The sequence below is a fragment of the Kribbella sp. NPDC055110 genome (assembly GCF_053607525.1).
In genome coordinates, this window is sequence record NZ_JBSGTS010000003.1 from 370,003 (window position 1) to 390,192 (window position 20,190).

Annotated in this window: 20 protein-coding genes; 5 read left to right on the forward strand and 15 right to left on the reverse strand. The window is 69.4% G+C overall.

Features of this window, described 5'->3' with window-relative positions; genetic code table 11:
- Positions 1-38: 38 nt before the first annotated feature.
- Complete coding sequence (locus tag ACWF0M_RS07725; RefSeq protein ID WP_452234830.1) at positions 39-1,229, reverse strand: Maf family nucleotide pyrophosphatase; 1,191 nt, start codon at positions 1,227-1,229, stop codon at positions 39-41.
- Positions 1,226-2,917: a DUF885 domain-containing protein gene (locus ACWF0M_RS07730; protein ID WP_452234831.1), complete on the reverse strand. Its 1,692-nt coding sequence runs from the start codon at positions 2,915-2,917 to the stop codon at positions 1,226-1,228. Before ACWF0M_RS07730 ends, ACWF0M_RS07725 begins: the two co-directional genes overlap by 4 nt.
- Positions 2,918-3,017: 100 nt before the next feature.
- Here ACWF0M_RS07730 and ACWF0M_RS07735 point away from each other — a divergent pair, with 100 nt between their 5' ends.
- Complete coding sequence (locus tag ACWF0M_RS07735) at positions 3,018-4,259, forward strand: neutral zinc metallopeptidase (RefSeq protein WP_452234832.1); 1,242 nt, start codon at positions 3,018-3,020, stop codon at positions 4,257-4,259.
- Here ACWF0M_RS07735 and ACWF0M_RS07740 read toward each other — a convergent pair.
- Together ACWF0M_RS07740 and ACWF0M_RS07745 are read right to left on the reverse strand one after the other, a co-directional pair.
- On the reverse strand, positions 4,239-4,583 hold the full coding sequence (locus ACWF0M_RS07740) for an MmcQ/YjbR family DNA-binding protein (RefSeq protein ID WP_452234833.1): 345 nt from the start codon (positions 4,581-4,583) through the stop codon (positions 4,239-4,241). The genes ACWF0M_RS07735 and ACWF0M_RS07740 overlap by 21 nt on opposite strands.
- Positions 4,584-5,442: 859 nt before the next feature.
- Positions 5,443-6,867 carry an MFS transporter gene (locus ACWF0M_RS07745; RefSeq protein WP_452234834.1) on the reverse strand — a complete coding sequence of 475 codons (1,425 nt, stop codon included), beginning with the start codon at positions 6,865-6,867 and terminating at the stop codon, positions 5,443-5,445.
- A gap of 92 nt (positions 6,868-6,959) precedes the next feature.
- On the opposite strand from ACWF0M_RS07745, the gene ACWF0M_RS07750 reads away from it, so the two are divergent.
- Positions 6,960-7,505 (forward strand): TetR/AcrR family transcriptional regulator, encoded by a 546-nt coding sequence (locus ACWF0M_RS07750; protein WP_452234835.1) that lies wholly within the window; start codon positions 6,960-6,962, stop codon positions 7,503-7,505.
- Here the strand turns inward: ACWF0M_RS07750 and ACWF0M_RS07755 are convergent.
- From ACWF0M_RS07755 to ACWF0M_RS07780, 6 genes are read right to left on the reverse strand one after another with little or no spacing between them, the layout of a single operon-like run.
- Positions 7,502-8,050: a hypothetical protein gene (locus ACWF0M_RS07755; protein WP_452234836.1), complete on the reverse strand. Its 549-nt coding sequence runs from the start codon at positions 8,048-8,050 to the stop codon at positions 7,502-7,504. The two genes, ACWF0M_RS07750 and ACWF0M_RS07755, sit on opposite strands and share 4 nt — an antisense overlap.
- A gap of 46 nt (positions 8,051-8,096) precedes the next feature.
- A complete protein-coding gene (locus tag ACWF0M_RS07760; RefSeq protein WP_452234837.1) occupies positions 8,097-9,398 on the reverse strand; it encodes a DUF58 domain-containing protein in 1,302 nt (433 codons plus the stop codon).
- Positions 9,395-10,375 (reverse strand): AAA family ATPase, encoded by a 981-nt coding sequence (locus ACWF0M_RS07765; RefSeq protein ID WP_452234838.1) that lies wholly within the window; start codon positions 10,373-10,375, stop codon positions 9,395-9,397. Before ACWF0M_RS07765 ends, ACWF0M_RS07760 begins: the two co-directional genes overlap by 4 nt.
- 9 nt (positions 10,376-10,384) lie before the next feature.
- Entirely contained in the window at positions 10,385-10,969 is a 585-nt protein-coding gene (locus tag ACWF0M_RS07770) for a hypothetical protein (protein WP_452234839.1), read from the reverse strand.
- Positions 10,966-11,679 carry a DUF4129 domain-containing protein gene (locus tag ACWF0M_RS07775; protein ID WP_452234840.1) on the reverse strand — a complete coding sequence of 238 codons (714 nt, stop codon included), beginning with the start codon at positions 11,677-11,679 and terminating at the stop codon, positions 10,966-10,968. The genes ACWF0M_RS07770 and ACWF0M_RS07775 overlap by 4 nt, the downstream gene beginning before the upstream one ends.
- Before the next feature lie 17 nt (positions 11,680-11,696).
- Complete coding sequence (locus ACWF0M_RS07780; protein WP_452234841.1) at positions 11,697-12,908, reverse strand: GNAT family N-acetyltransferase; 1,212 nt, start codon at positions 12,906-12,908, stop codon at positions 11,697-11,699.
- 64 nt (positions 12,909-12,972) lie between these two features.
- Here ACWF0M_RS07780 and ACWF0M_RS07785 point away from each other — a divergent pair, with 64 nt between their 5' ends.
- Positions 12,973-14,046, forward strand: a complete 1,074-nt coding sequence (locus tag ACWF0M_RS07785) for a CobW family GTP-binding protein (protein WP_452234842.1) — start codon at positions 12,973-12,975, stop codon at positions 14,044-14,046.
- Here the strand turns inward: ACWF0M_RS07785 and ACWF0M_RS07790 are convergent.
- The 4 genes from ACWF0M_RS07790 to ACWF0M_RS07805 form a co-directional block, all read right to left on the reverse strand.
- The gene (locus ACWF0M_RS07790) at positions 14,043-14,735 is read right to left on the reverse strand and encodes a maleylpyruvate isomerase N-terminal domain-containing protein (protein WP_452234843.1); all 693 of its coding nucleotides are present in this window, start codon (positions 14,733-14,735) and stop codon (positions 14,043-14,045) included. The genes ACWF0M_RS07785 and ACWF0M_RS07790 overlap by 4 nt on opposite strands.
- Before the next feature lie 162 nt (positions 14,736-14,897).
- Positions 14,898-15,665 carry an HpcH/HpaI aldolase family protein gene (locus tag ACWF0M_RS07795; protein ID WP_452234844.1) on the reverse strand — a complete coding sequence of 256 codons (768 nt, stop codon included), beginning with the start codon at positions 15,663-15,665 and terminating at the stop codon, positions 14,898-14,900.
- Between the two features lie 13 nt (positions 15,666-15,678).
- The gene (locus ACWF0M_RS07800; protein WP_452234845.1) at positions 15,679-17,208 is read right to left on the reverse strand and encodes an acyl-CoA carboxylase subunit beta; all 1,530 of its coding nucleotides are present in this window, start codon (positions 17,206-17,208) and stop codon (positions 15,679-15,681) included.
- Between the two features lie 7 nt (positions 17,209-17,215).
- On the reverse strand, positions 17,216-18,379 hold the full coding sequence (locus ACWF0M_RS07805; RefSeq protein WP_452234846.1) for an acyl-CoA dehydrogenase family protein: 1,164 nt from the start codon (positions 18,377-18,379) through the stop codon (positions 17,216-17,218).
- A gap of 67 nt (positions 18,380-18,446) precedes the next feature.
- Between ACWF0M_RS07805 and ACWF0M_RS07810 the strand changes: the two genes are divergently transcribed.
- Positions 18,447-18,845 carry a MerR family transcriptional regulator gene (locus tag ACWF0M_RS07810; protein ID WP_452234847.1) on the forward strand — a complete coding sequence of 133 codons (399 nt, stop codon included), beginning with the start codon at positions 18,447-18,449 and terminating at the stop codon, positions 18,843-18,845.
- Here the strand turns inward: ACWF0M_RS07810 and ACWF0M_RS07815 are convergent.
- Positions 18,820-19,251: a MarR family winged helix-turn-helix transcriptional regulator gene (locus tag ACWF0M_RS07815; RefSeq protein WP_452234848.1), complete on the reverse strand. Its 432-nt coding sequence runs from the start codon at positions 19,249-19,251 to the stop codon at positions 18,820-18,822. The two genes, ACWF0M_RS07810 and ACWF0M_RS07815, sit on opposite strands and share 26 nt — an antisense overlap.
- A gap of 65 nt (positions 19,252-19,316) precedes the next feature.
- Here ACWF0M_RS07815 and ACWF0M_RS07820 point away from each other — a divergent pair, with 65 nt between their 5' ends.
- Complete coding sequence (locus ACWF0M_RS07820; protein ID WP_452234849.1) at positions 19,317-20,075, forward strand: nitroreductase/quinone reductase family protein; 759 nt, start codon at positions 19,317-19,319, stop codon at positions 20,073-20,075.
- Positions 20,076-20,190 lie beyond the last annotated feature (115 nt).

Below are 20,190 nucleotides of genomic sequence, written 5' to 3' on the forward strand. Positions count from 1 at the left end.
CACAAAGTGCGCGGCGGACAGGGCCGGGGGCGGCGCGGTCAGCTACGGCGGAAGCGGATCAGGGGGTACGTCGGCGCTTCGCCGGTGGTGCGGATCGGGCCGGGGAACGTCGTCGCGCCGTCGAGTACCAGGCCGTGCCGGGACGCGACCGCGACCAGGTGGGCGAGGGCGTCCTGGGAGCGGGTCTCGTTGGGGGCGCGGCCGTCGGCGTAGCGGCTGGCGTCGGTCTTCTCGGTGGTGGTGACGAAGACGCCGTCGGTACGCAGGACCCGCGCGACCTCGGCGATCACCGGTTCGCTGTCGTCGAGCAGGTGCAGCAGCCAAACCGCCACGACCGCGTCGCACCGGCGATCGGCTACCGGCAATCGCGCCGCGTCCGCCGCCGCGACGTGCCCCGGCAGCCGGAAGCGTGCACGTTGCAGCATCGCCGCGGATAGATCGAACCCGTGCACCAGGTTGCCGAGGGCAACCAGCTCCGCACCCACGATGCCGGTACCGACCGCTAGCTCGAGCACTCGTCCGTCCTTTGGGAGCAGCGAGTCGACAGCACGCGCGGCCGCTTCGGCGCGGGCCGGTCCGCCGCGCGTCTCGTCGTACGTCGAGGCGACGGATTCGTCGTACGTGAAGGGTTTCTGGGACCGCCACAGCTCGGGCCAGGTGATGTCGACCTCGATCAGCATCCGGCGCAGCAACGGCAGCGAGAGCCCGACGACGTTGTGATAGTCGCCCTCGATCGCCGTGACGAACGGGCCGCCGAGTCCGTCGACGGTGAACGATCCGGCCACCACGAGCGGCTCGCCCGTCTCGACGTACGCGTCGATCTCCTCGTCCGTGAGGTCGGCGAACTGGACCACCGTCGACGCCAACTCCCGCAGCTCCTGCTTGGAGGACGTGTCGAACAGGCAATGACCGGTGTGCAGTACGCCGGTACGCCCGCGCATCATCCGCCAGCGCTCGCGGGCGACCTCGGGCGTGCCAGGCTTGCCGTACGCGACCCCGTCGACCTCCAGAACCGAGTCGCACCCGAGGACCGTCGCGTGATCGGTCAGGTTCGCGACCACGGCGCGTGCCTTCAACGTGGCAAGCAGACGGGCGAGCTCGCCAGGGTTCTCCGCGGTGACGTTGTCCTCGTCGACGCCGGAGACGATCACCTCCGGCTCGATCCCCGCGGCACGCAACGTCTTCAGCCGCGCCGGGGACGCCGACGCGAGGACGAACCGGGTACTCACAGCTTCGCCAGCGCCCGGCGCAACGGGTCGAGGCCGATCGACCCGAGGTTCAGCGCGTCGGAGTGGAACGTCCGCAGGTCGAACGCGGATCCCTTGCGCTGCTTGGCCTCTTCCCGCGCCTGCAGCCAGATCCGTTCCCCGACCTTGTACGCCGGCGCCTGGCCGGGCCACCCGAGATAGCGGTTCAGCTCCGCCTGCAGGAACTCGGTCTCCATCCGGCAGTGCGCCCGGAGGAACTCGAACCCGAGGTCGGCGTTCCACCGCTCCCCCGGCCGCCAGCCGAACGGGTTGTCCCGCGGCACCTCCAACTCCAGATGCATACCGATGTCCACGATCACCCGCGCGGCGCGGAAACCTTGCGCGTCCAGCATGCCGAACCGCGCACCCGCGTCCTCGAGGTAGCCGAGCTCCTCCATCAACCGTTCGGCGTACAGCGCCCAGCCTTCGCCGTGACCCGAGACCCAGCAAGCGATCCGCTGCCAGCGGTTCAGCAGGTCGGTGCGCAGCATCGTCTGGGCGACCTGGAGGTGATGCCCGGGCACGCCCTCGTGGTAGACCGTGGTGACCTCGCGCCAGGTGGCGAAGTTCTCGACGCCGTTCGGGACCGCCCACCACATCCGGCCGGGCCGGGTGGTCAGGTCCTCGCTCGGCTGCGTGTAGTAGATGGAGCCGTCCGAGGTCGGCGCGATCATGCACTCCAGCGTGCGGATCTCGTCGGCGATGTCGAAGTGCGTGCCGCCCAGCTCGGTGACGGCCGCGTCGGACAGCTGCTGCATCCAGTCCCGGAAGGCGTCCTTGCCGCGGATCGTCCGCGCCGGGTCGTTGTCCAGCAGCGCGGCGGTCGCCTCGATCCCGCGGTCGCCGCCGTTCAGCCCGGCCGCGATGTCCTGCATCGCCGACTCGATCCGGGCGAGCTCCGCCCAGCCCCAGGCGTACGTCTCCTCGAGATCGATCGCGGCGCCGAGGAAGCTGCGCGAGGCCAACTCGTACACCTCCCGGCCGCACGCGTCCCGCTCCGGCGCCCGCGGCGCGAGGTCGGCCGTCAGCCACGATCCGAACTGGTCGAACGCCTTTCGCGCCGCGGCGGCGGCCGCCTCGACAGTCGGCTTCACCGCGCTGTCGGGCGCCTGCGCTGCGAGCCCGGCGAAGAAGTCGTCGCCCTCGGCACCGGTCCAGCTGGCGATCCGCCCGGCCAACCCGGTCACCTGGCGCACCGCCGAGATCCGGCCCTGATCGGCCTGCTCGAGCAGCGTCTCGCGGTACCCGTCGAGCGCCGTACCGATCTGGTTCAGCCGGATGGCGACGATCTCCCAGTCCTGCTCGGAGCCGGTCGGCATCAGGTCGAACACCTGCCGCAACGCCGCCGGCACCGAGGAGATCGCGTTCAGCTGGTGCTGCGGTACGCCGGCCTCGTAGCGCTCGGCTTCCAGGCCGAGCCGCTCCACGAAGGCGTCCTTGGCGACCTCCTCACGCGGGCTCGCCGGCGCGATCGCACCGGCCTCGGCGAGCGACTTCCGGGTCAGCGCGATCCGCGCCTCGAACCCGGCCGGCGTGAAGTCCGGCAGCTCGTGGTCGTGGCCGGCGACACCCAGTTCGGTGGCCAGGATCGGGTCGAGCGCGATCTCCTGCTCGAGGTGCCGCTCGGCGAGCTGGTCGATCGGGCTGTTCGGGGTAGTGGCAGCAGTCACCTGATCGACCCTACCTGTCGAGGGTCGCCGAGGCTGACCTGTTCGTTGCCGATACTGTGGCGGTCGCTGAATGCCAGCACGAGGGACGAGAGGAACGGCGTTGAGCCAGCCACCCTATGGGCCGCCCGGCCAGAACCCGCCGTACCAGCAGGGCCCTCCGCCGGGTCAGTACGGTCCCCCTGCGCAGTACGGCGGTCCTCCCCAGGGTCAGTACGGCGGTCCTCCGCAGTACGGCGGCCCGCCGCCGCAGGGTCCCGGTTTCGGCTGGGGCCCGAGCTTCGGCCCAGGCGGTCCGGGTGGCCCCGGCGGTCCCGGCGGTCCCGGTCTGGGCTGGCAGCCGCAGCAGCCGCGGAAGAAGTCGAAGGCGCCGCTGATCGCGATCCTGTCGATCGTCGTGGTGGCCGTCGTCGGCGGCGCGATCATCGGCCTGGCCCGGAAAGCCGCCAACGACGTGACGACTCCGCCGGTGACGCCGAGCCGGTACACGCCTTCACCGACCAGCTCCCCGACGGAAGAGCCGACCGAGTCGCCGACCGAAGAGCCGACGACCACGGAGCCCACGACCACAGAGCCGACAACCACGGAGACGTCGAGTACGCCGAACAAGCCGGCGGACACCACCGTCGTGGCCAAGAACGCGCTCTACAAGGTCGGACAGATGGCCACGGTCAACTGCAAGGAGCCCAAGGCACGGCCGACGAACGCGAGTGGCGCGGCCAAGTACTGGGCCGCGATCGAGCCCTGCCTGGACAGGTCGTGGGCGCCGCTGGTGGCGAAGGCCGGCTACAAGTTCACCGCGCCGAAGATGATCTTCTGGGCCGGTTCCTCGGTGTCGAACCCGTGCGGCGGCGGCGTCATCAACGTCCCGTTCTACTGCTCGGCGAATCACATGATGTACATGAAGGTCGACGTCTTCGTGAAGGCTTACACCGAGTACCCGGGTGATCCGATCGGCCAGGCGTACGCGCGGATGTGGTACAGCCGTTCCATCGCCCACGAGTACGGGCACAGCGTGCAGTTCATGACCGGCATCCTGCAGTCCGCCAGCAACCTGCGGTACGAACAGCCGGACTACGAGGGCCGGACCCGGATGACGCGCCGGATGGAGCTGCAGGCGAACTGCTTCGCCGGTGTGTTCCTGGCCGCGAACAAGCGCAGCTACCCGATCAACGGCAACCTGCTGTACGTCTGGAAGAAGTACGTCGTCACCGCGGGCGACAAGCCCGAAGAAGGCGACCACGGCAGCGTGGCCAGTCAGGCGCGCTTCATGGGGAAGTCGTTCAACACGGCCAACCCGGCCAGTTGCAACACCTTCTCGGCGTCACCGGCCAACGTCAGCTGACAGCTCCGGCGGCGCAACCTGCCGCCAGGAGTCGACGAGGATGTCGTGCAGTTCGTCGGCGTCCTCCAATGCGTCGAGGCGGGCTCGAACCCAGTTCGAGCCCGCCTCGTGTTTCGGCACCCAGAACTTCTCCGGCTCCGCGGCGATCAGCTCCTCGCGCTCCAGCCGCGGACACCGCACCGCGAACGACGTCTGATCGTCCGGCACGGTCACAAACATCCGCCCCGCCACATCAAACGTCGGGTGCCCCCACCTCTGCTTCTCCACCGTCCCCGGCAAACCCAGCGCAATCCGTCGCACGTCCTCCGAATCCACCACCCCCACACCCTAGAACGCCCCCACCCCAGCCGCCGCCCGCCACCTGAGCCAGAGGTTGGGGAGGATTCTCTACCCGATCCGGGACGAAACCCTCCCCGACCTGCGGTCGTGGGTGGATGGGGGCGGCCGGGGAGGAGGAGGGCTGCCAATGCACCTGGCAACTCCCAGCACTCTGATGCGCCCGCACACCCACCCGAGCCAAGCGCCACCTGCGCCTCCCAAGCGTCAGACCGGCCCTTGGCGCAGCGGCGACATCCAGCGGGGTCTGGGAACCTGTGACTGATGCGCGGGTCGGTTGGGTTGAGCTGAGAGTCACCGGGTGGTTTGGCGTCTGTGCACGGGACTGGATATCCCCTCGTGTTGGGGGTTCTCTGCTCGTACACCAGGGGAGAACCCCCAACACAAGGGGATATCCGGTCTTGTGTTGGATGTGTGGGTCGGTATGGCCGAGGGTGGCCAGATCCCAAGTCCAGGCCCCCGTCCAGGGACTGGGATTGGGACTGGGGACTGCGACCCACCTGAAATGACCAGCCACCGTCCCCAGTCACCCCGGTCGCCTCGGCTGGCCCTCGTTGCCCGGGGCCCCGGGCGTGGGTGCTGCGGATGTTGTCAGGTCGACAGTACGTATACGTCCACCGACCCGGCGATCCAGCCTGCCGCCGGCGCGCGGCGGCAGGTGGTGGACGTATACGTCCTGTCGAGATGCCGTTTCGGCCGACTGCGTCCGCACGGTGAGCACAGGCGGCCGGTTGCCGAGGGGACAGACACCTTCTGGGGGCTGCGGACAGGGAATACCGGGTCCCAGCCCACCAGAACCTGTCTCACCGGCCCGACGGCTGCCTGAACAGCCGCGGTTGTCTCTCCGTCACGTCCTCGGCGAAGCGGCTGGCTGGTTGCGGCCCGGTAGGAGGAGGGCTGCGAGGGTGCCGGCGGCGACTATGGCGGCTCCGGTCCAGACGGCGGGGACCAGGCCGGCGGCGTACTGGGTTGGGGACTCGTAGGAGCCGGCTGAGGCGAAGACGGAGGCCAGTACGGCGACGCCCATCGCGACTCCGACTTCGCGGATCGTGTTGTTCGTGCCGGATGCGACGCCGCGGTCCGCGTCGGAGGCGCTCGCCATCACGACGCTCGCGGACGGCGCGAAGGTCAGCCCCATGCCGATACCGGCAAGGACGAACGGTGCGACGAAATCGCCGTACTGCGTGGTCGCCGTGGTGATCAGCGCCATCCAGCCGAGCGCGGTGGCGAGGAACAGTTGGCCGAGCACGATCAGGATCCGGGGGCCGACGCGGTCGACGATCAGGCCGGCGATCGGTGCGACCACGAGTGGCGCCGCGGTCCACGGCAGCGTGCGGACACCGGACTGGAACGGCGTGTACCCCTGCACGACCTGGAAGAACTGTGCCAGCAGGAACACCGCTCCGAAGACGCCGACCGCGAAGGTGAACGCGACCACGTTCACCACGCTGAACGAACGAACCGAGAACAACCGCAGCGGCAACATCGGCGCGACGGTACGCCGCTCCCACCCGAGGAACGCGGCCAGCAGCACGACACCCGCGATCAGCGAACCGAGCACTCCGACGGACGTCCAGCCGTCATCGGCGCCGTGCACAACACCCCAGACGACGGACAGTACGCCGGACGTCGCCAGCACCAGTCCGAGCAGGTCGAGCTGCTTCGCCGTACCCCGGGACTCGGTCAGAACCCGCGTGGCGAGCACGACGGCGACGACGCCGACCGGAACGTTCAGCCAGAAGATCCACTGCCAGTTCAGCCCGTCGACGACGGCGCCGCCGACGACCGGACCGACCGCGATTCCGAGGCCGGAGATGCCGCCCCAGATACCGATCGCGGCGCTCCGCATCTTCTCCGGTACGGCGCCTGCGAGCAATGTCAGCGACAACGGCATCACGGCTGCCGCGCCGATGCCCTGGATCGCGCGGGATCCGATCAGCATCCACGGCTCGGTCGCCAGCGCGCAGGCCGCCGAGGCCAGCGTGAACAGCGTGATCCCGGCCAGGAACACCCGCCGCCTGCCGAGGCGATCGCCGATCGCGGCCGCGGTCAGCAGCAGCGCGGCGAAGGCGAGCGTGTAGGCGTTCACGAACCATTGCAGGTCCGACAGGGACGCACCCAGCTCGGACTTGATCACCGGCAGCGCGTTCGTCACCACCAAGTTGTCCAGCGTGACCATGAACACCGGAATCCCCACGGCGGCCAGGATCAGCCCGAGTCCACGGCTCCGGGGAGCCGTCAGTTCCCTCTCGTCGAGAGCGGTCGATGTCATCTCGTACCCCTAGTTGTAATTGACTGATAACAAGCTTGATGACGAGAGTATGCATCCACTGATAACATGTCAAGGGAGTGGAAGGAGCACGGATGGTGACGAAGGTTCGGCTGACCGCCAAGGAGCGCGGCGACGAGGTACTTGCGGCCGCGGTGCAGGCGTTCGCAGCGTCCGGGTACGAGGGCACCAAGACCGACGAGATCGCCCGCCTGGCCGGGGTGTCACAGCCCTATGTGATCCGGCTGTTCGGGACCAAGCAGCAACTGTTCCTCGCCGCGGTCGAGAGCGTCTGCGGGCGGATCGAGCAGATCTTCCGCGAGGCCGCGGCCGAGACTCCCGAGCTGAGGACGCTCGGCCAGAACTACAAGCTGCTCCTGGCCGAACCCGAGGTGCTGCTGGTCCTGCTGCACGGCTTCTCGGCCAGCGGCGAGCCGATGATCGGCGACTGCGTCCGGAAACGCTTCGGCAGCATCTACAACCTCGTCCGCGAGTTGACCGGCGCCTCCCCGCAGGAGGCCCGCGAGTTCCTCTCGGCCGGCATGCTCCTGACCGTCATGTCCGCCATGCAGGTCCTGGGCCCGAACGCGATCCCGATGCCGTGGGCCGAGGAGATCCAGAAGACGTTCGGCGAAGACTAGTCCCGGCCGAGTTTCTGGCCGGCGGCGAACCAGATGGTCGCGGCGGCGAGGGCGATGGCGGCGGCCGTCACGAGGAGCGAGCCTGCGACGTCAGCACCCCGGACCAGCGCGGTCGCCCCGGCGACGCCCGGCACCAGCAGTACGGCGATTGCCCCAGGCAACCACCAACGCCGCAGGGCCGCTCGATGCACCCGCGCGTACGACGGCAACTGGCCGGCGAACGCTGCCGCCAGGTGGACCACGACGAGCGCCACCGCGGTGAGGACCAGGCTCCAACTCGGCGAACCGGGTGCACGCGTCAACCACCCGAGCGTCACCACGAGCAGGAACGTCGTCGCGGCGAGCGAATCAGGCAGAACCACCGTGCACAGCAACAGCCCCGATCCGACGATCGGGACCAGATCCGCCTGATCCCACGACTGCACCGAAGGCACGACCAGCGCGACGGTCCCGGCCACCGCGATCACCAACCGAGTAAGCACCACAGCCTGCCCGGACGCCCGCAACTGCGCCAACCACAGCGTGATCTTCTCGTCCGCGGTCACGAAGCCTCCCGTTCTGGACGGAGGAAGAGGCGGGGCATGGGAGCGGTCATGAGCGGATCCTTGGGGCGGAGGACACTCTGGCGGCGTCTCGTAGTACCTCGTCCAACGTCCCAGCACCTCGCCAGGGGACGGTCGGTACGCCGAGGTCGCTGAGGCGATCGAGGTCGCGGCGGCGTTCGAGCAACCGCAGACGCCACGCAAGCGGCCACGACCGCGCGTCGTGCGCGTCGAGGTCCATGATCGACACGACGTCCGGCGGCAACGTGTCGATCGCGATCACCGTGCAGCCGGAGTGGACGAGCGTCACGATGTACCCGAGGATCGTCGGCCGCAGCAGCGGACTGAGGACGAGCACCAGGCTGTCCGACCGGACCCGGTTCCGCCGCGCCAACTGTTCCTCGTCCTGCTGCCGGCCGCGACGATCGGCATGCACCAGCGTGTCCAGGATCCGCCGCAGATGCGCGCGCCCGCTCCCCGACCGAACCCCGCGGAACAGGCTCCCGGTGTCGATCAGCCGCACCCGGTCGCCGTTGCGCAAGTAGTGTTCGGCGATCGCGGCGGCCGCCCGGACGGCGGTGTCGAGGCTCGAGGACCGCCCGTCGATTCCTTCGCTGATCCCGATCTCGCCGCCGGTGTCGACCATGATCACCACTTCGGTGTCCCGGTCCGACCAGGTCGACGTGACGTGGAGTTCCTGCGTACGCGCCGACACCGCCCAGTTGATCCGCCGCAACCGATCCCCCGTCCGGAATGGCCGTACCCCGGCCAGCTCCGTCCCTTCACCAGGCCGTCGCGACCGGTGCAACCCGACCAGCCCAGCAGGCCGCGGTACGGCGTCCACCGCCTCGAATCCCTCCCGCAACGGCAGCGTCGTGACCGCCTGCGACTCCGCCGACGTCACTTGGATCCGGTACGCCCCGACCGTCGACGTCGCCGTAACCGTTGGCCGCTCCAACGACCGCAGTCCCCAGCGCTTCGACCGTACGCCGACCTCCAGCCGCACCTCACCGTGCGAGACCGGCTCCGCGACCGCAGCCTGCGGCGGGTCGTACTGGAACCACAACGTCCGCGGCAACGCCGCCACGATCAGGTCGATGTCCGGGTCGACAGACTCCGGCACCCGCAGGCGGTACGTCGTACCTTGCCCCTCGAACAGCACGTCCGCGTCCAGCTCGGTGTGCACCTCCGGGCGCTCCCGTGGCCGGAAGTACCGTCCCCACACCGCGAGGAACGCCAGCGGCAGACCGAACACGGCCGCATCCGGGCGCCGCAGCAGCACGCCGGCGGCGAGCAGCACCGCAGCGACACAGATCGCCCGGACCTGCGCGTGCGTCGGCCGCCAACTCATGCGCGGGCGCCGACCACGGTAGGTGGTGCCGCGACCGAGCCGAGCACAGTCCGCACCACCGTCGCCCCGGTGACCTCGTGCAGCCACAACTCCGGCCGCACGGTGATTCGGTGTGCCAGCGCGGCCACCGCGACGGCCTTCACATCCTCCGGTACGACGTAATCGCGGCCCTTGATGACGGCGTACGCGCGTGCCGTCAGGAGCAGCGCCAGCGACCCACGTGGTGACGCCCCGACGAGCACCTGCGAGTCCCGACGAGTCGCGGTGGCGAGATCGACGCAGTACTGACCGACCGTGTCGTCCACGGTCACCGTCTCGACAGCCTGTTGCGCGGCGAGCAACCCAGCGGCGTCGGTCACCGCTTCGACCGACTGGTCCTCGCTGCGACGGCTCATCCGCCGCCGCAGGACCTCCCACTCCTCCGCGGGGCTCGGGTAGCCGAAACCGATCCGCAGCATGAACCGGTCGAGCTGCGCCTCCGGGAGCGGGTACGTGCCCTCGTACTCCACCGGGTTCGCGGTCGCGAGCACATGGAACGGCGTGGGCAGCATGAACGTCTGCCCCTCGACCGTCACCTGGTGCTCCTGCATGGACTCCAGCAGCGCGGCCTGCGTCTTCGGCGGCGTCCGGTTGATCTCGTCGGCCAGCAGCAGGCCGGTGAAGATCGGGCCGGGCCGGAAAACGAATTCGGAATCTTTCTGGTCGTACACGAATGCGCCGGTGACGTCCGACGGCAGCAGGTCCGGCGTGAACTGCACCCGCCGGAACTCCAGCCCGAGCGCCTGCGCGAACGACCGCGCGGCCAGCGTTTTCGCCAGCCCCGGGTAGTCCTCGAGCAGTACGTGCCCGCCGGCCAGCACGCCCGCCAGCACCAGCTCGAGCGCCTCGGCCTTCCCGACCACGGCCTGGCTGACCCTGTCCAGCACCTGCCGGCTCAGGTCAGAAACCTCACCGAGCGTCAGCTCGCCATCAGTCACAGGTATCCCTCACAGGTTCTCGATGGTGTGGATCGCGTACTCGATCTCGTCGAGGGACGCGGTGCGTTTGCTGTCGCCGGCGATCAGCTGCCAGAGCCGGTCGCCGGTGATCGCGCGGGCCCGGTCCGGCTCCCGCTCGGGGTCGACGCCGTGCCGGTGCACCAGGCGGTCGGTGGCCAGCTCGAGCAGCAGCGGGCGGACCCGGCGGGCGAAGGTCTGCGATCCTTCACCGGCTCGCCGTTCGCGGCCCGACTCCTGCAGCCAGGTGGCGATGAACTGCGTGCGGTTGTCGTTGGTCCGGGCCCGCAGCGCGGCCAGCCCGTCGTCCTGCCGACCGGGCCAGCTCGTCTCCATGGTCTGCGGCACCACCAGCCGGATCGCCAGCGACACCACACCGACGGCGAGCGCCGCCGCTACGAACCACAAGGGTCGCGGCGCCATGCCGGCAGCCCCGAACACGGCCACGAGCAGCAAGCTCGCCAGCACGGCCACGCCAAGGTGCTGCACAAGCAGTTTGCTCGGCCAAAGGGACCGTTTGGCCTTCGGCGGCGGCGGTCCCTTCTCTTCCAAGGGCGTCCAGCGGTACGACGTCATAGGGCCTCCGCCTCGACCGGATGGGCTGCGGCGAGCTCCTCCCGCAGTCGCAGCAGCGCGGCCCGCGCCTCCGTCCGCGCCTGCTCGCTGGACCCGTGCGTCGAGTACCGCGCCTCGCGGTACAGCTCACCGAGCCGGATCAGCTGCGGTTCTGAGATCCCGCCGATCCCGAGCACGCGCACAGTGAATTCGGCCGGAGTCTCGGACGGATCTCGCGGTACGCCGGCCGACGCCGCCGCCTCCTCCAACGCGACCCAGCACGCGACGACCGCGTCCGTCGCCGTACCGCTGTCGATGCGAGCCAGGCCCGTGTCGACCGCCTCGGCCAGTCGCTCCGCCTTGATCCGCTCCCAGTCGGGCTCACCGGCCTCCACCTGCGGAAGCCGGACCCGGCGCAAGATCCGAACGATGACCAGCAGGATGAACCCCACGATCGCGGCGATGATCAGGTAGACCACGGCCTGCCACATCGACAGCACCCACGCCGGTGTCTCGTGCTGCGGAAGGATGCGCGGCGTCGGCTGTGACTGCTGCTGCGGGGTCTCGGTCACCGCGATGGTCGGCAGCGGCCGCGGGCTCGCGCTCAGCGTGCTGTCGTTGACCGGGCGCACCGGACCGCTCGCGGAGGCGAGCACGACGAAGCCGGCCACCACGAGCCCCACGAGCAGCACGGCAACCCCCGCGAGCGCACCCCGACGCTGCGTCTGCATCTGGGCAGGCTACCTCCTCAAAAGGCTGTATCGAGGAACGGCAGCCGAGATGCGGAAAACGCTTCCGCGGTTGCGGCCAGGGCCCCTGGGGTGTGTTCGGTGACGAGACCTGCCCGGGCGAGCCTCGTGAGCGACGGGCGGCCGAGGTAGACGGCGCCCAGATCGCGGACATCGAGCGCGAGGTCGGCGTCTCGCGACACGGATTCACACGAAGCGCCGTCCGGTCCGCCGCTCAGGTGCCAGCGGCCCGCGTTCCACGGGAGGAAGTCGTCGACCACGTCCAGCACAACGTCGAGGTCGCGCGCGTACGTCCGCTCCGCGAGCGCACGCCGTACGTCGACCGGCCGGATCCACAGACCGTCCCGCGTGATCGGCCCCGGCGCCCGCGGGTCGAGCAGCAGGTCCAGCAGCGGGTCGTCCGACGCGAGCATCGCGCACCGCGTCTCGCTGAGCAGGTCGGGTTCGAGCAGGTACCGCCACAGGGCCGCATGCGACGCGATGTCCATCGCATGCACCCGCTGTACGTCGACGTACCCCTTCTCCGCGCGCTTCGTCCGGTAGTGCGCGAACCCGGTCAGCTCGCCGTCCCGCTCGGCGACGACGCAGCGCACCTTGGACGCGTTCGCGACGTTGCTCGTGACGGTCGGGCTGACCGCGTACTCCTGCCACCGCTCGTCGTGCCGGCACACACCAGGCTGCTCCAGCGCCAGCGTGTTCCGCAGCTCGGCGCAGCGGGCGAGATTCTCGTGTACGCCGACGTACCGGATCCGGATGTCGTCGATGCCGGCCACCGGGCGCAGCGTGCGGGACGCCTTGGGTACGACGATCGCCTGGTGGTCGGACGCTAGCCCGTACCCGAACCGCGGGTAGATCACCGGCTCGCTCGCGGTCAGCGCCGCCAACGGTTCGCGGCCGGCCTCGTGGATGTCGGTCAACTGCGTGCGCATCAGATCCCGCAGGATGCCGCGCCGCCGATGCGTCGCCCGGACGCCGACCATCGTCACGCCCGCGACCGGCAACTGCCCGCCGGGCACCGTCATCAGGTGCGAGAACGTGCCGGTGTGCCCGACGAGCTGTCCGTCCTCGCTCGCGACGATGCTGCGCTCACGCTCCCAGACCCGCCGCTCGGACTCGTACTGCTCGTCGGTCCACGGCGCCGAGAACGCCATGTCCAGCAGCTCCAGAAGCTCGTCCCACTCACCCGCGAACCGCCCGATCTCGATCGTCATGCCCTTTACCTACCAGATGCGCGGGCCTCTGGACTGATGAAAACCGTTTTCATATACTGATGCCATGACCGCCCAAGCGAAAACTCCGTTGTCCTTGTTGGTGGGGCTTTCCACGACGTTGCGGGAGCCCGTGCTGGAAGCGATGACCGACGCCACCACCGTGGTCGTCGTGATCGAGCAGGACGACCTACCCGGTCGGGGCGTGCTGTCCTGGCGGGTCCAGGACGCGTCGGGGCCGATCGACGCGGGCGAATTCACGGTCGGGGACGACTGCGGCGCATGCCAGCTGATCGAGTCGCTCGTACCGTTACTGGAGACGCTGGTCGCACGCGGGCACTGGGACCACCTCGTCCTCGCGGCACCACCGGCGATGGAGGCGCGGCCGCTGGTCACCACGTTGACGTCCGTCCTACCGGAGCTCGTCGTCGACACGGTCACCTGCGTCGTCGACGCCGTACTGCTGGTTGCGCAACTGTCCGGCGACGAGCTGCTCGCCGAGCGCGGCCTCGCGCTCGGCCTGCCGGATCGGCGGAATGTTGCGGAGCTGACCGCACGCCAGGTCGAGTACGCCGACGTGTGCGTGCTGGCCAACGCGCATCGCAGTACGGCGGTCGAGCGGCTCGAAAACCTGCTGCTGCACCTGAACCCGCGGACGTCGGTGGTGATGGCGGACGCTGCCGGCGTACCGAACGGGCCGGTCGCGCGGACCGGGCGATTCGACTTCGAGGCGGCCGAGTCGTGGGCCGGCGAACTCGCGGCGTCGGATCGCGTGCAGCCGAGCGGCGACGGCGTGACGACCGTGCTGTGGCGGTCGACGCGGCCGTTGCATCCCACGCGGCTGAACGATGCGCTCGAGGACATCGTGGACGGGGTGGTTCGCAGTCGCGGCGTGGTTTGGCTGGCGAACCGTCCGACCCAGCGCGTGCGGTGGGAGTCCGCCGGGTACAGCGCGTCGCTCGGGATGCTCGGCGAATGGTCGGAGACCGAGCACCTGGCCGAATGCACCGTGGTCGCGACCGGCATGGGTCTCGACCCCGCTCGCCTCCAGTCGGTCCTCGACGCCTGCCTCCTCACCGAGTCCGAACTGGCGAGCCTCGACTGGACTGACCTGGAAGACCCGTTCGCCGGGGTCTTCTAGAGCAGGGGCAGGCGGCTCGCGTACGGCCCGAGCATCGCCAGGTCGTCCTCGTCGAGCGGTACCCGACCCGTTGCCTTCAGGACGTACGTCGTGGTGTCCCACGCGATCACGTCCCACGCCTGCGGGCCGAACAGCCCGTCCAACGTGCGCGCCGTGACCTGCAGGCCTTCGGGATCGGGCTCCGGCGCGTCCGGCAACCCGACGATCAGGTCGAGATGATGGACCGTTGCCTCAAGCACCAAGGTGGCGACGAAGTCGACCGCCCGCAGGACGTGACCCTGCGTCTCGACCCGATGCCCTTTGGTCGCCAGCCCGGCCGCGCTCGCCCGGACGGCCGCCTCGGACACCTCACGCCAGTGCTGCACGAGCAGACCCGGTTTGCGGTACGCCGCCGCGACGCTCCGCACGAAACTCGTGTCGCCGTCGGGCTGCGGAGGGAAGTCGTGCCAGTACGTGACGAAATCCCGATCCGGTTCGACTGCGGCCGGGCTCGCGAACGCGATCAGGGCGCGCTGAGCGTCGTACAGCAGATGCACGAGCAACGGGCCGACGGGCATGCCGGCACACCGGGTCTCGCGCTGGAAGTCCGCGTCGCTGAGCCCCTGCACCGTCTCGGTCAACCGCCCGTACGTCCGCCCCAACGTCGCCGCCAGCCCCAGCGGCAACGCACCACGCTCGGGTGCCTTCATCCCCAGCCTCCTCGGGTGTCCTCTGAAGAACTTAACCCGCGAAGGCGTCGGGGTGTTCCGGACGGCCCCCACTCACCAACCCGTGCCGACGGCCCGTGTCGGCCGCCAGCTGAGCGTGAACCGCCCGGAGCCGGAGCGGTTGGTGAGTGGCGGAGGTCCGCCCTACGAACGAGCCGCGTCGAGATGTGCCGCGGCGATCGCCTCGAGGTGGCTGAGGTCGGAGGCGACGGTGGCGAAGGTGTAGCCCTGGTCCAGGCGCTTCTTCGCGGACTCGCCGTCGAAGGTGTGGATGCCCGCGGCGATCCCGGCGTCCCGCGCGGTGCGGGCGATCAGCTCGACCGCCTCCTCGAACGGACCCTCGACGTCCGGGTCACCCGGGAAGCGGGCGCCGAGCGCGAGGCTGAGGTCCGACGGGCCGACGTACACGCCGTCGAGACCGGGCGTCGCGCAGATCTCGGCGACGTTCTGCAGGCCGAGGGCCGTTTCGATCATCGCGAGTACGACGGTAGCGTCGTTGCTGTCCGCCGGCACCGGACCGATCCGCAACGAAGCCCGTATCGGCCCGAACGAGCGCACACCCACCGGCGGGTACTTCGCCGCCCGCACCGCCCGAGCCACGTCGTCCGCGCTGTCGATCAGCGGCACGATCACGCCGGTCGCCCCGGCGTCGAGCGCGCGCCCGATCGGCGTCGGATTGTTCGCCTCGACCCGCACCAGCCCGACCGACGGGCGCGGCCCGATCGCGGACCCGGCGTCGATCGCGAGCAGCCCGGTCAGCAGCCCCTGGTACCCGATCAGCCCGTGCTGCCCGTCGAGCACCACGTAGTCGTATCCCAGCCTGGCGATCCGCTCGGCGACCGGCGGCACGTCCAGCGTGATCCAGTACCCGACCAGCTTCTCCCGTGATCGGACCTGCTGCGCGAAGTTCATGGTCCGACCCTAACTACACCGGTGGCACGCCATGTCTGCGGTGCGAGAAGGTCCGGTCCTTGGACTGGGCCGCGGCGAGTCGGGCGATCAGGTCGGCGCGGAGGTTCTCCGGCTCGATGATCGCGTCGATGACCAGGTCCGCGGCCAGCCGGAGGATGTCGATATCGGTCTCGTACTCCTCGCGCAACTTGGACACGTACTCGACCCGCTCGCCCTCGTCGGCGATCTCCTGGATCTTGTTGTAGTACACGGCGTTGATCGCCGCCTCCGGCCCCATCACGGCGATCTTCGCGGTCGGCAACGCGACACACGCGTCCGGCGAGAACCCGGGTCCGCACATCGCGTACAGCCCGGCGCCGTACGCCTTCCGGACGATCACGGACACCGTCGGCACGGTCGCCTCCGACACCGCGGTGATCATCTTCGCGCCGTGCCGGATGATGCCGGCCCGCTCGACCTCGCTGCCGATCATGAACCCCGGTACGTCGCACAGGTACACGAGCGGCACGTTGAACGCGTCGCACAGCCAGATGAACCGCGCCGCCTTGTCCGCCGAGTCGACGAACAGTACGCCGCCCTTCACCGCCGGCTGGTTCGCGACGATCCCGACCACCTGCCCCGCGAGCAGCCCGAACCCGACCACGAGCTCCGGCGCGTACGCCGGCTTGATCTCGAAGAACGTGTCCGCGTCGACAAGTGCGTCGATCACATCGTGGATATCGAAGCCGATACTCTCCTCGGCCGGCACCAGGTCGCGCGTGAAGTCGCGACCAGCGTCCGAGGCGTCGTACGACGGGGGACGCGAGCGCCACGAACCGGGCAGGTAGGAGAAGTACTGCTTCGCCAGCTCGATCGCCTCGGTGTCGTCGGAGGCGAGCAGATCGCCGCAGCCGGAGACACTGGTGTGCATCCGGGCGCCGCCCATCTCCTCCAGCGTGACCTTCTCGCCGACGACCATCTCGGCCATCCGGGGCGAGCCCAGGTACATCGAGGCGTTGCCGTCGACCATGATCACGATGTCGCAGAACGCCGGGATGTACGCGCCGCCCGCCGCGGACGGGCCGAACAGGCAGCAGATCTGCGGGACCTTGCCGGACAGCGCGACCTGGTTGTGGAAGATCCGCCCCGCGCCGCGACGGCCCGGGAACAGGTCGACCTGGTCGGTGATCCGGGCGCCGGCGGAGTCGATCAGCCAGAAGACCGGCAGCTCGTCGCGGATCGCGACCTCGGTGATCCGGACGATCTTCTCGACCGTCCGCGCGCCCCACGAACCGGCCTTCACGGTCGGGTCGTTGGCGACGATCAGCGCCGGCCGGCCGTCGACGAGCGCGCGCCCGGTGACGACGCCGTCGGCGGGCAGGCCCGCGTTCAGCGCGTTCGCCAGCTGCGCGTCCTCGACGAAGCTGCCCTCGTCGACCAGCAGCGCGATCCGGTCGCGGACGTACAGCTTGTTCTGGCTCTTGAGTTTCGCCGCCGCCTTCTCGGGCGGGGCGAGGGTCGCCTCGCGGGCGACCTTGACCTCGGTCCAGTGGTCGTGGGTCATGCCTGCATCATTCCACCGGTAGCCCGAGCGACCGGGCGATGAGCATCCGCTGGACCTCCGACGTACCCTCGCCGATCTCGAGGATCTTGGCGTCACGGTAGAACCGGGTGACCGGGTACTCCTCCATGAAGCCGTAGCCGCCGAAGACCTGCGTGGCGATCCGGGTCGCGGTGACCGCGGACTCGGTCGCGTACAGCTTGGCGACCGACGCGGCCTGCTTGAACTCCTGCATCGGTGCTTGAGAATCCTTCAAGGCGGCAGCACGGTAGACGAGCAGTTCGGCCGCGTCCGCCATCACCTTCAGGTCGGCGATCTGGAACGCCACGCCCTGCTTGCGACCGATCGGTCCGCCGAACGTCTGGCGCTCCCCGGCGTACTGCACGGACATCTCCAGACAGGCGCGGATACAGCCGAGCGCGACCGCCGCGATCGCGACCCGGCCGTCGTCGAGCGTCGCGAGGAACTGCGCGAAACCCTTACCGCGTCGGCCGAGCAGGTTGGCCTCCGGAACCCGGCAGTTGACGAACGACAGCGGGTGCGTGTCGCTGGCATGCCAGCCGAGCTTGTCGTACGCCGCTTCCGCGGTGAATCCCGGCGTACCGCTCGGCACGATGATCGTGGAGATCTCGGGCTTCCCGTCCGCGCGCTCGCCGGTCCGCGCGGTCACGGTCACGCAGCTCGTGATGCTCGAGCCCGAGTTGGTGATGAACTGCTTCGAGCCGTCGATCACCCACTCGCCGTTGTCGACGACCGCGCGGGTCTTGGTGGCGCCGGCGTCCGACCCGGACTCCGGCTCGGTCAGCCCGAACCCGGCCAGCTGGTTGCCCGCGACCAGGTCGGGCAGCCAGGCGGCCTTCTGCTCGTCGGTGCCGAACGTCAGGATCGGGTTGATGCCGAGCCCGACCGCCGCCTCGAGCGTGATCCCCATCGACTGGTCGACCCGGGAGATCTCCTCGATCGCCACGCACAGGCTGGTGAAGTCACCGCCCGCACCGCCGTACTCCTCCGGCGCCGTCAGCCCGAACAGCCCGAGCCGCCCCATCTTCTGCACGACCTCCACCGGGAAGTAGTGCTTGCGGTCCCACTCGGCCGCGTGCGGCCCGATCTCGGCCTCCGCGAAGTCACGAACACTACGACGGAACTCCTGATGCTCCGCGGACAACTCGAACATGCGGCACTCCTTGTACTTGACGCTTACGTAAACGTAAAGCACGCTGAGCAGCATGCACAATAGCCAGGTGTCCGCTGAGACCTGGTCGATCGCCGAACTGGCCGCCGAGTACGACGTCACGCTGCGAACGATCCGGTTCTACGAGGACCGCGGCCTGCTCACCCCCGAACGCCGCGGCACCACCCGCGTCTACCACCCCCGCGACCGCGTCCGCCTCGCCCTCATCCTGCGCGGCAAACGCCTCGGCTTCTCCCTCGACGAGATCGCCCGGATCGTCGACATGTACGACGCCGAACCCGGCGAGGAAGGCCAGCTCGTCTACCTCCTCGACCAGATCACCCACCGCCGCACCGAACTGGAACAACGCCGCCGCGACATCGAGGAAACCCTCCAGGACCTCGCCGAGGTGGAGAACCGCTGCCGCACCGACCTGGCCGCGCTCAGATCGCCTCTTCGTAAGCCCTGAGCGTCCTCACGAACAGCTCCCGCTCCGCGTCAGTCAGGGGTTCGAGCGCGGCGCGCCAGGCTCGGGCGCCGCGGGCGAGCCAGGCGTCGATGGCCGGGCGGTGGTGGTCGGAGAGGGTGATGATGGCGCGACGGCGGTCGGTGGGGTCCTCCTGACGTTCGAGGATGCCTTTGCGGGTCAGCTCGGTGACCATCAGGCTGACCGTGGCGGGGGTGACTTCGAGGCGCTCGGCCAGTTCGTTGACGCCCAGCGGGCCGTCGAACAGCAGGTAGGCGAACAGGCTGAGGTGCCGCGGCGCCAGATTCAGGCCGGCCAGCTCCTCGGGCACCTTGAGCCGCTTCGTCCGCCCCACCATCCGCGGCATCAGCAGCAGGAGCGTGCGGATGCTGTCATCGACGCTTGACATACCTTTGTCCTCAAAACTACTTTGCTTGCAAAGCTAAATCAGTTTCCGAGTCAAAGGTTAGGCGCATGCTCCTCGAGCTCACCACCACCGGCGCGCGGTCGGGGACCGCACGGACCGTCACCATCGCGTACGCCGAGGACAACGGCCGGCTCCTCGTGTTCGCCAGCAACGCCGGCCGCCCGCAATCCCCCGCCTGGCTGCACAACACCCGCGCCAACCCACTCGTCACCGTCGAGGTCGATGGCATCCGGTACGACGCGATCGCCGCCGAGATCACCGGCGCGGAACGAGACCGGTTGTACGGCGTACAGGCGGAGCGGGATCCCGCGTTCGCGACGTACCAGCAGAACACCGACCGCGTGATCGCCGTCGTCGCGCTGACCCCCGCCCGCGTAGGCGCGGCGACCGCGCAACTGAAGGAAATCCACAACGGCCTCCGCGAGCAACTGTCCACGACCCTCACGGCGGTCGACGCGTACCTCGCCGGCTCAGGCCCCGCCCCCACCCTCACCAAGACCCTCCACCAACACTGCCTCACGTTCTGCGAGTCGCTCCACGCCCACCACTCACGCGAAGACAGCGTCTTCCCCCGCCTAGCCGCAGACTTCCCCGACCTCAAACCAGCCCTGGATCGCCTAACCCAAGAACACGCAACCGTTGCCGAGCTCAACAAACAGCTAACCGCCGCAGTCGAGAACCTGACCACCGCAACCCCAGCACAAGCCCAGCGCCTCCGAGCCGACCTCACACACCTGGCCGAAACCCTGGAGGCGCACTACGCCTACGAAGAAGCCCACCTCGGCCCCGCACTCGACACACCCTAGGCCTAGCTCTCCAGAACGAGAGCTTGAACCTCACGCGCAAGCAACGGCCGACCGCTCGACAGTACGTATATGCCCATTGGCGCCGGATCCGAGCGGCGGTCAGGCGGGGTTCTCC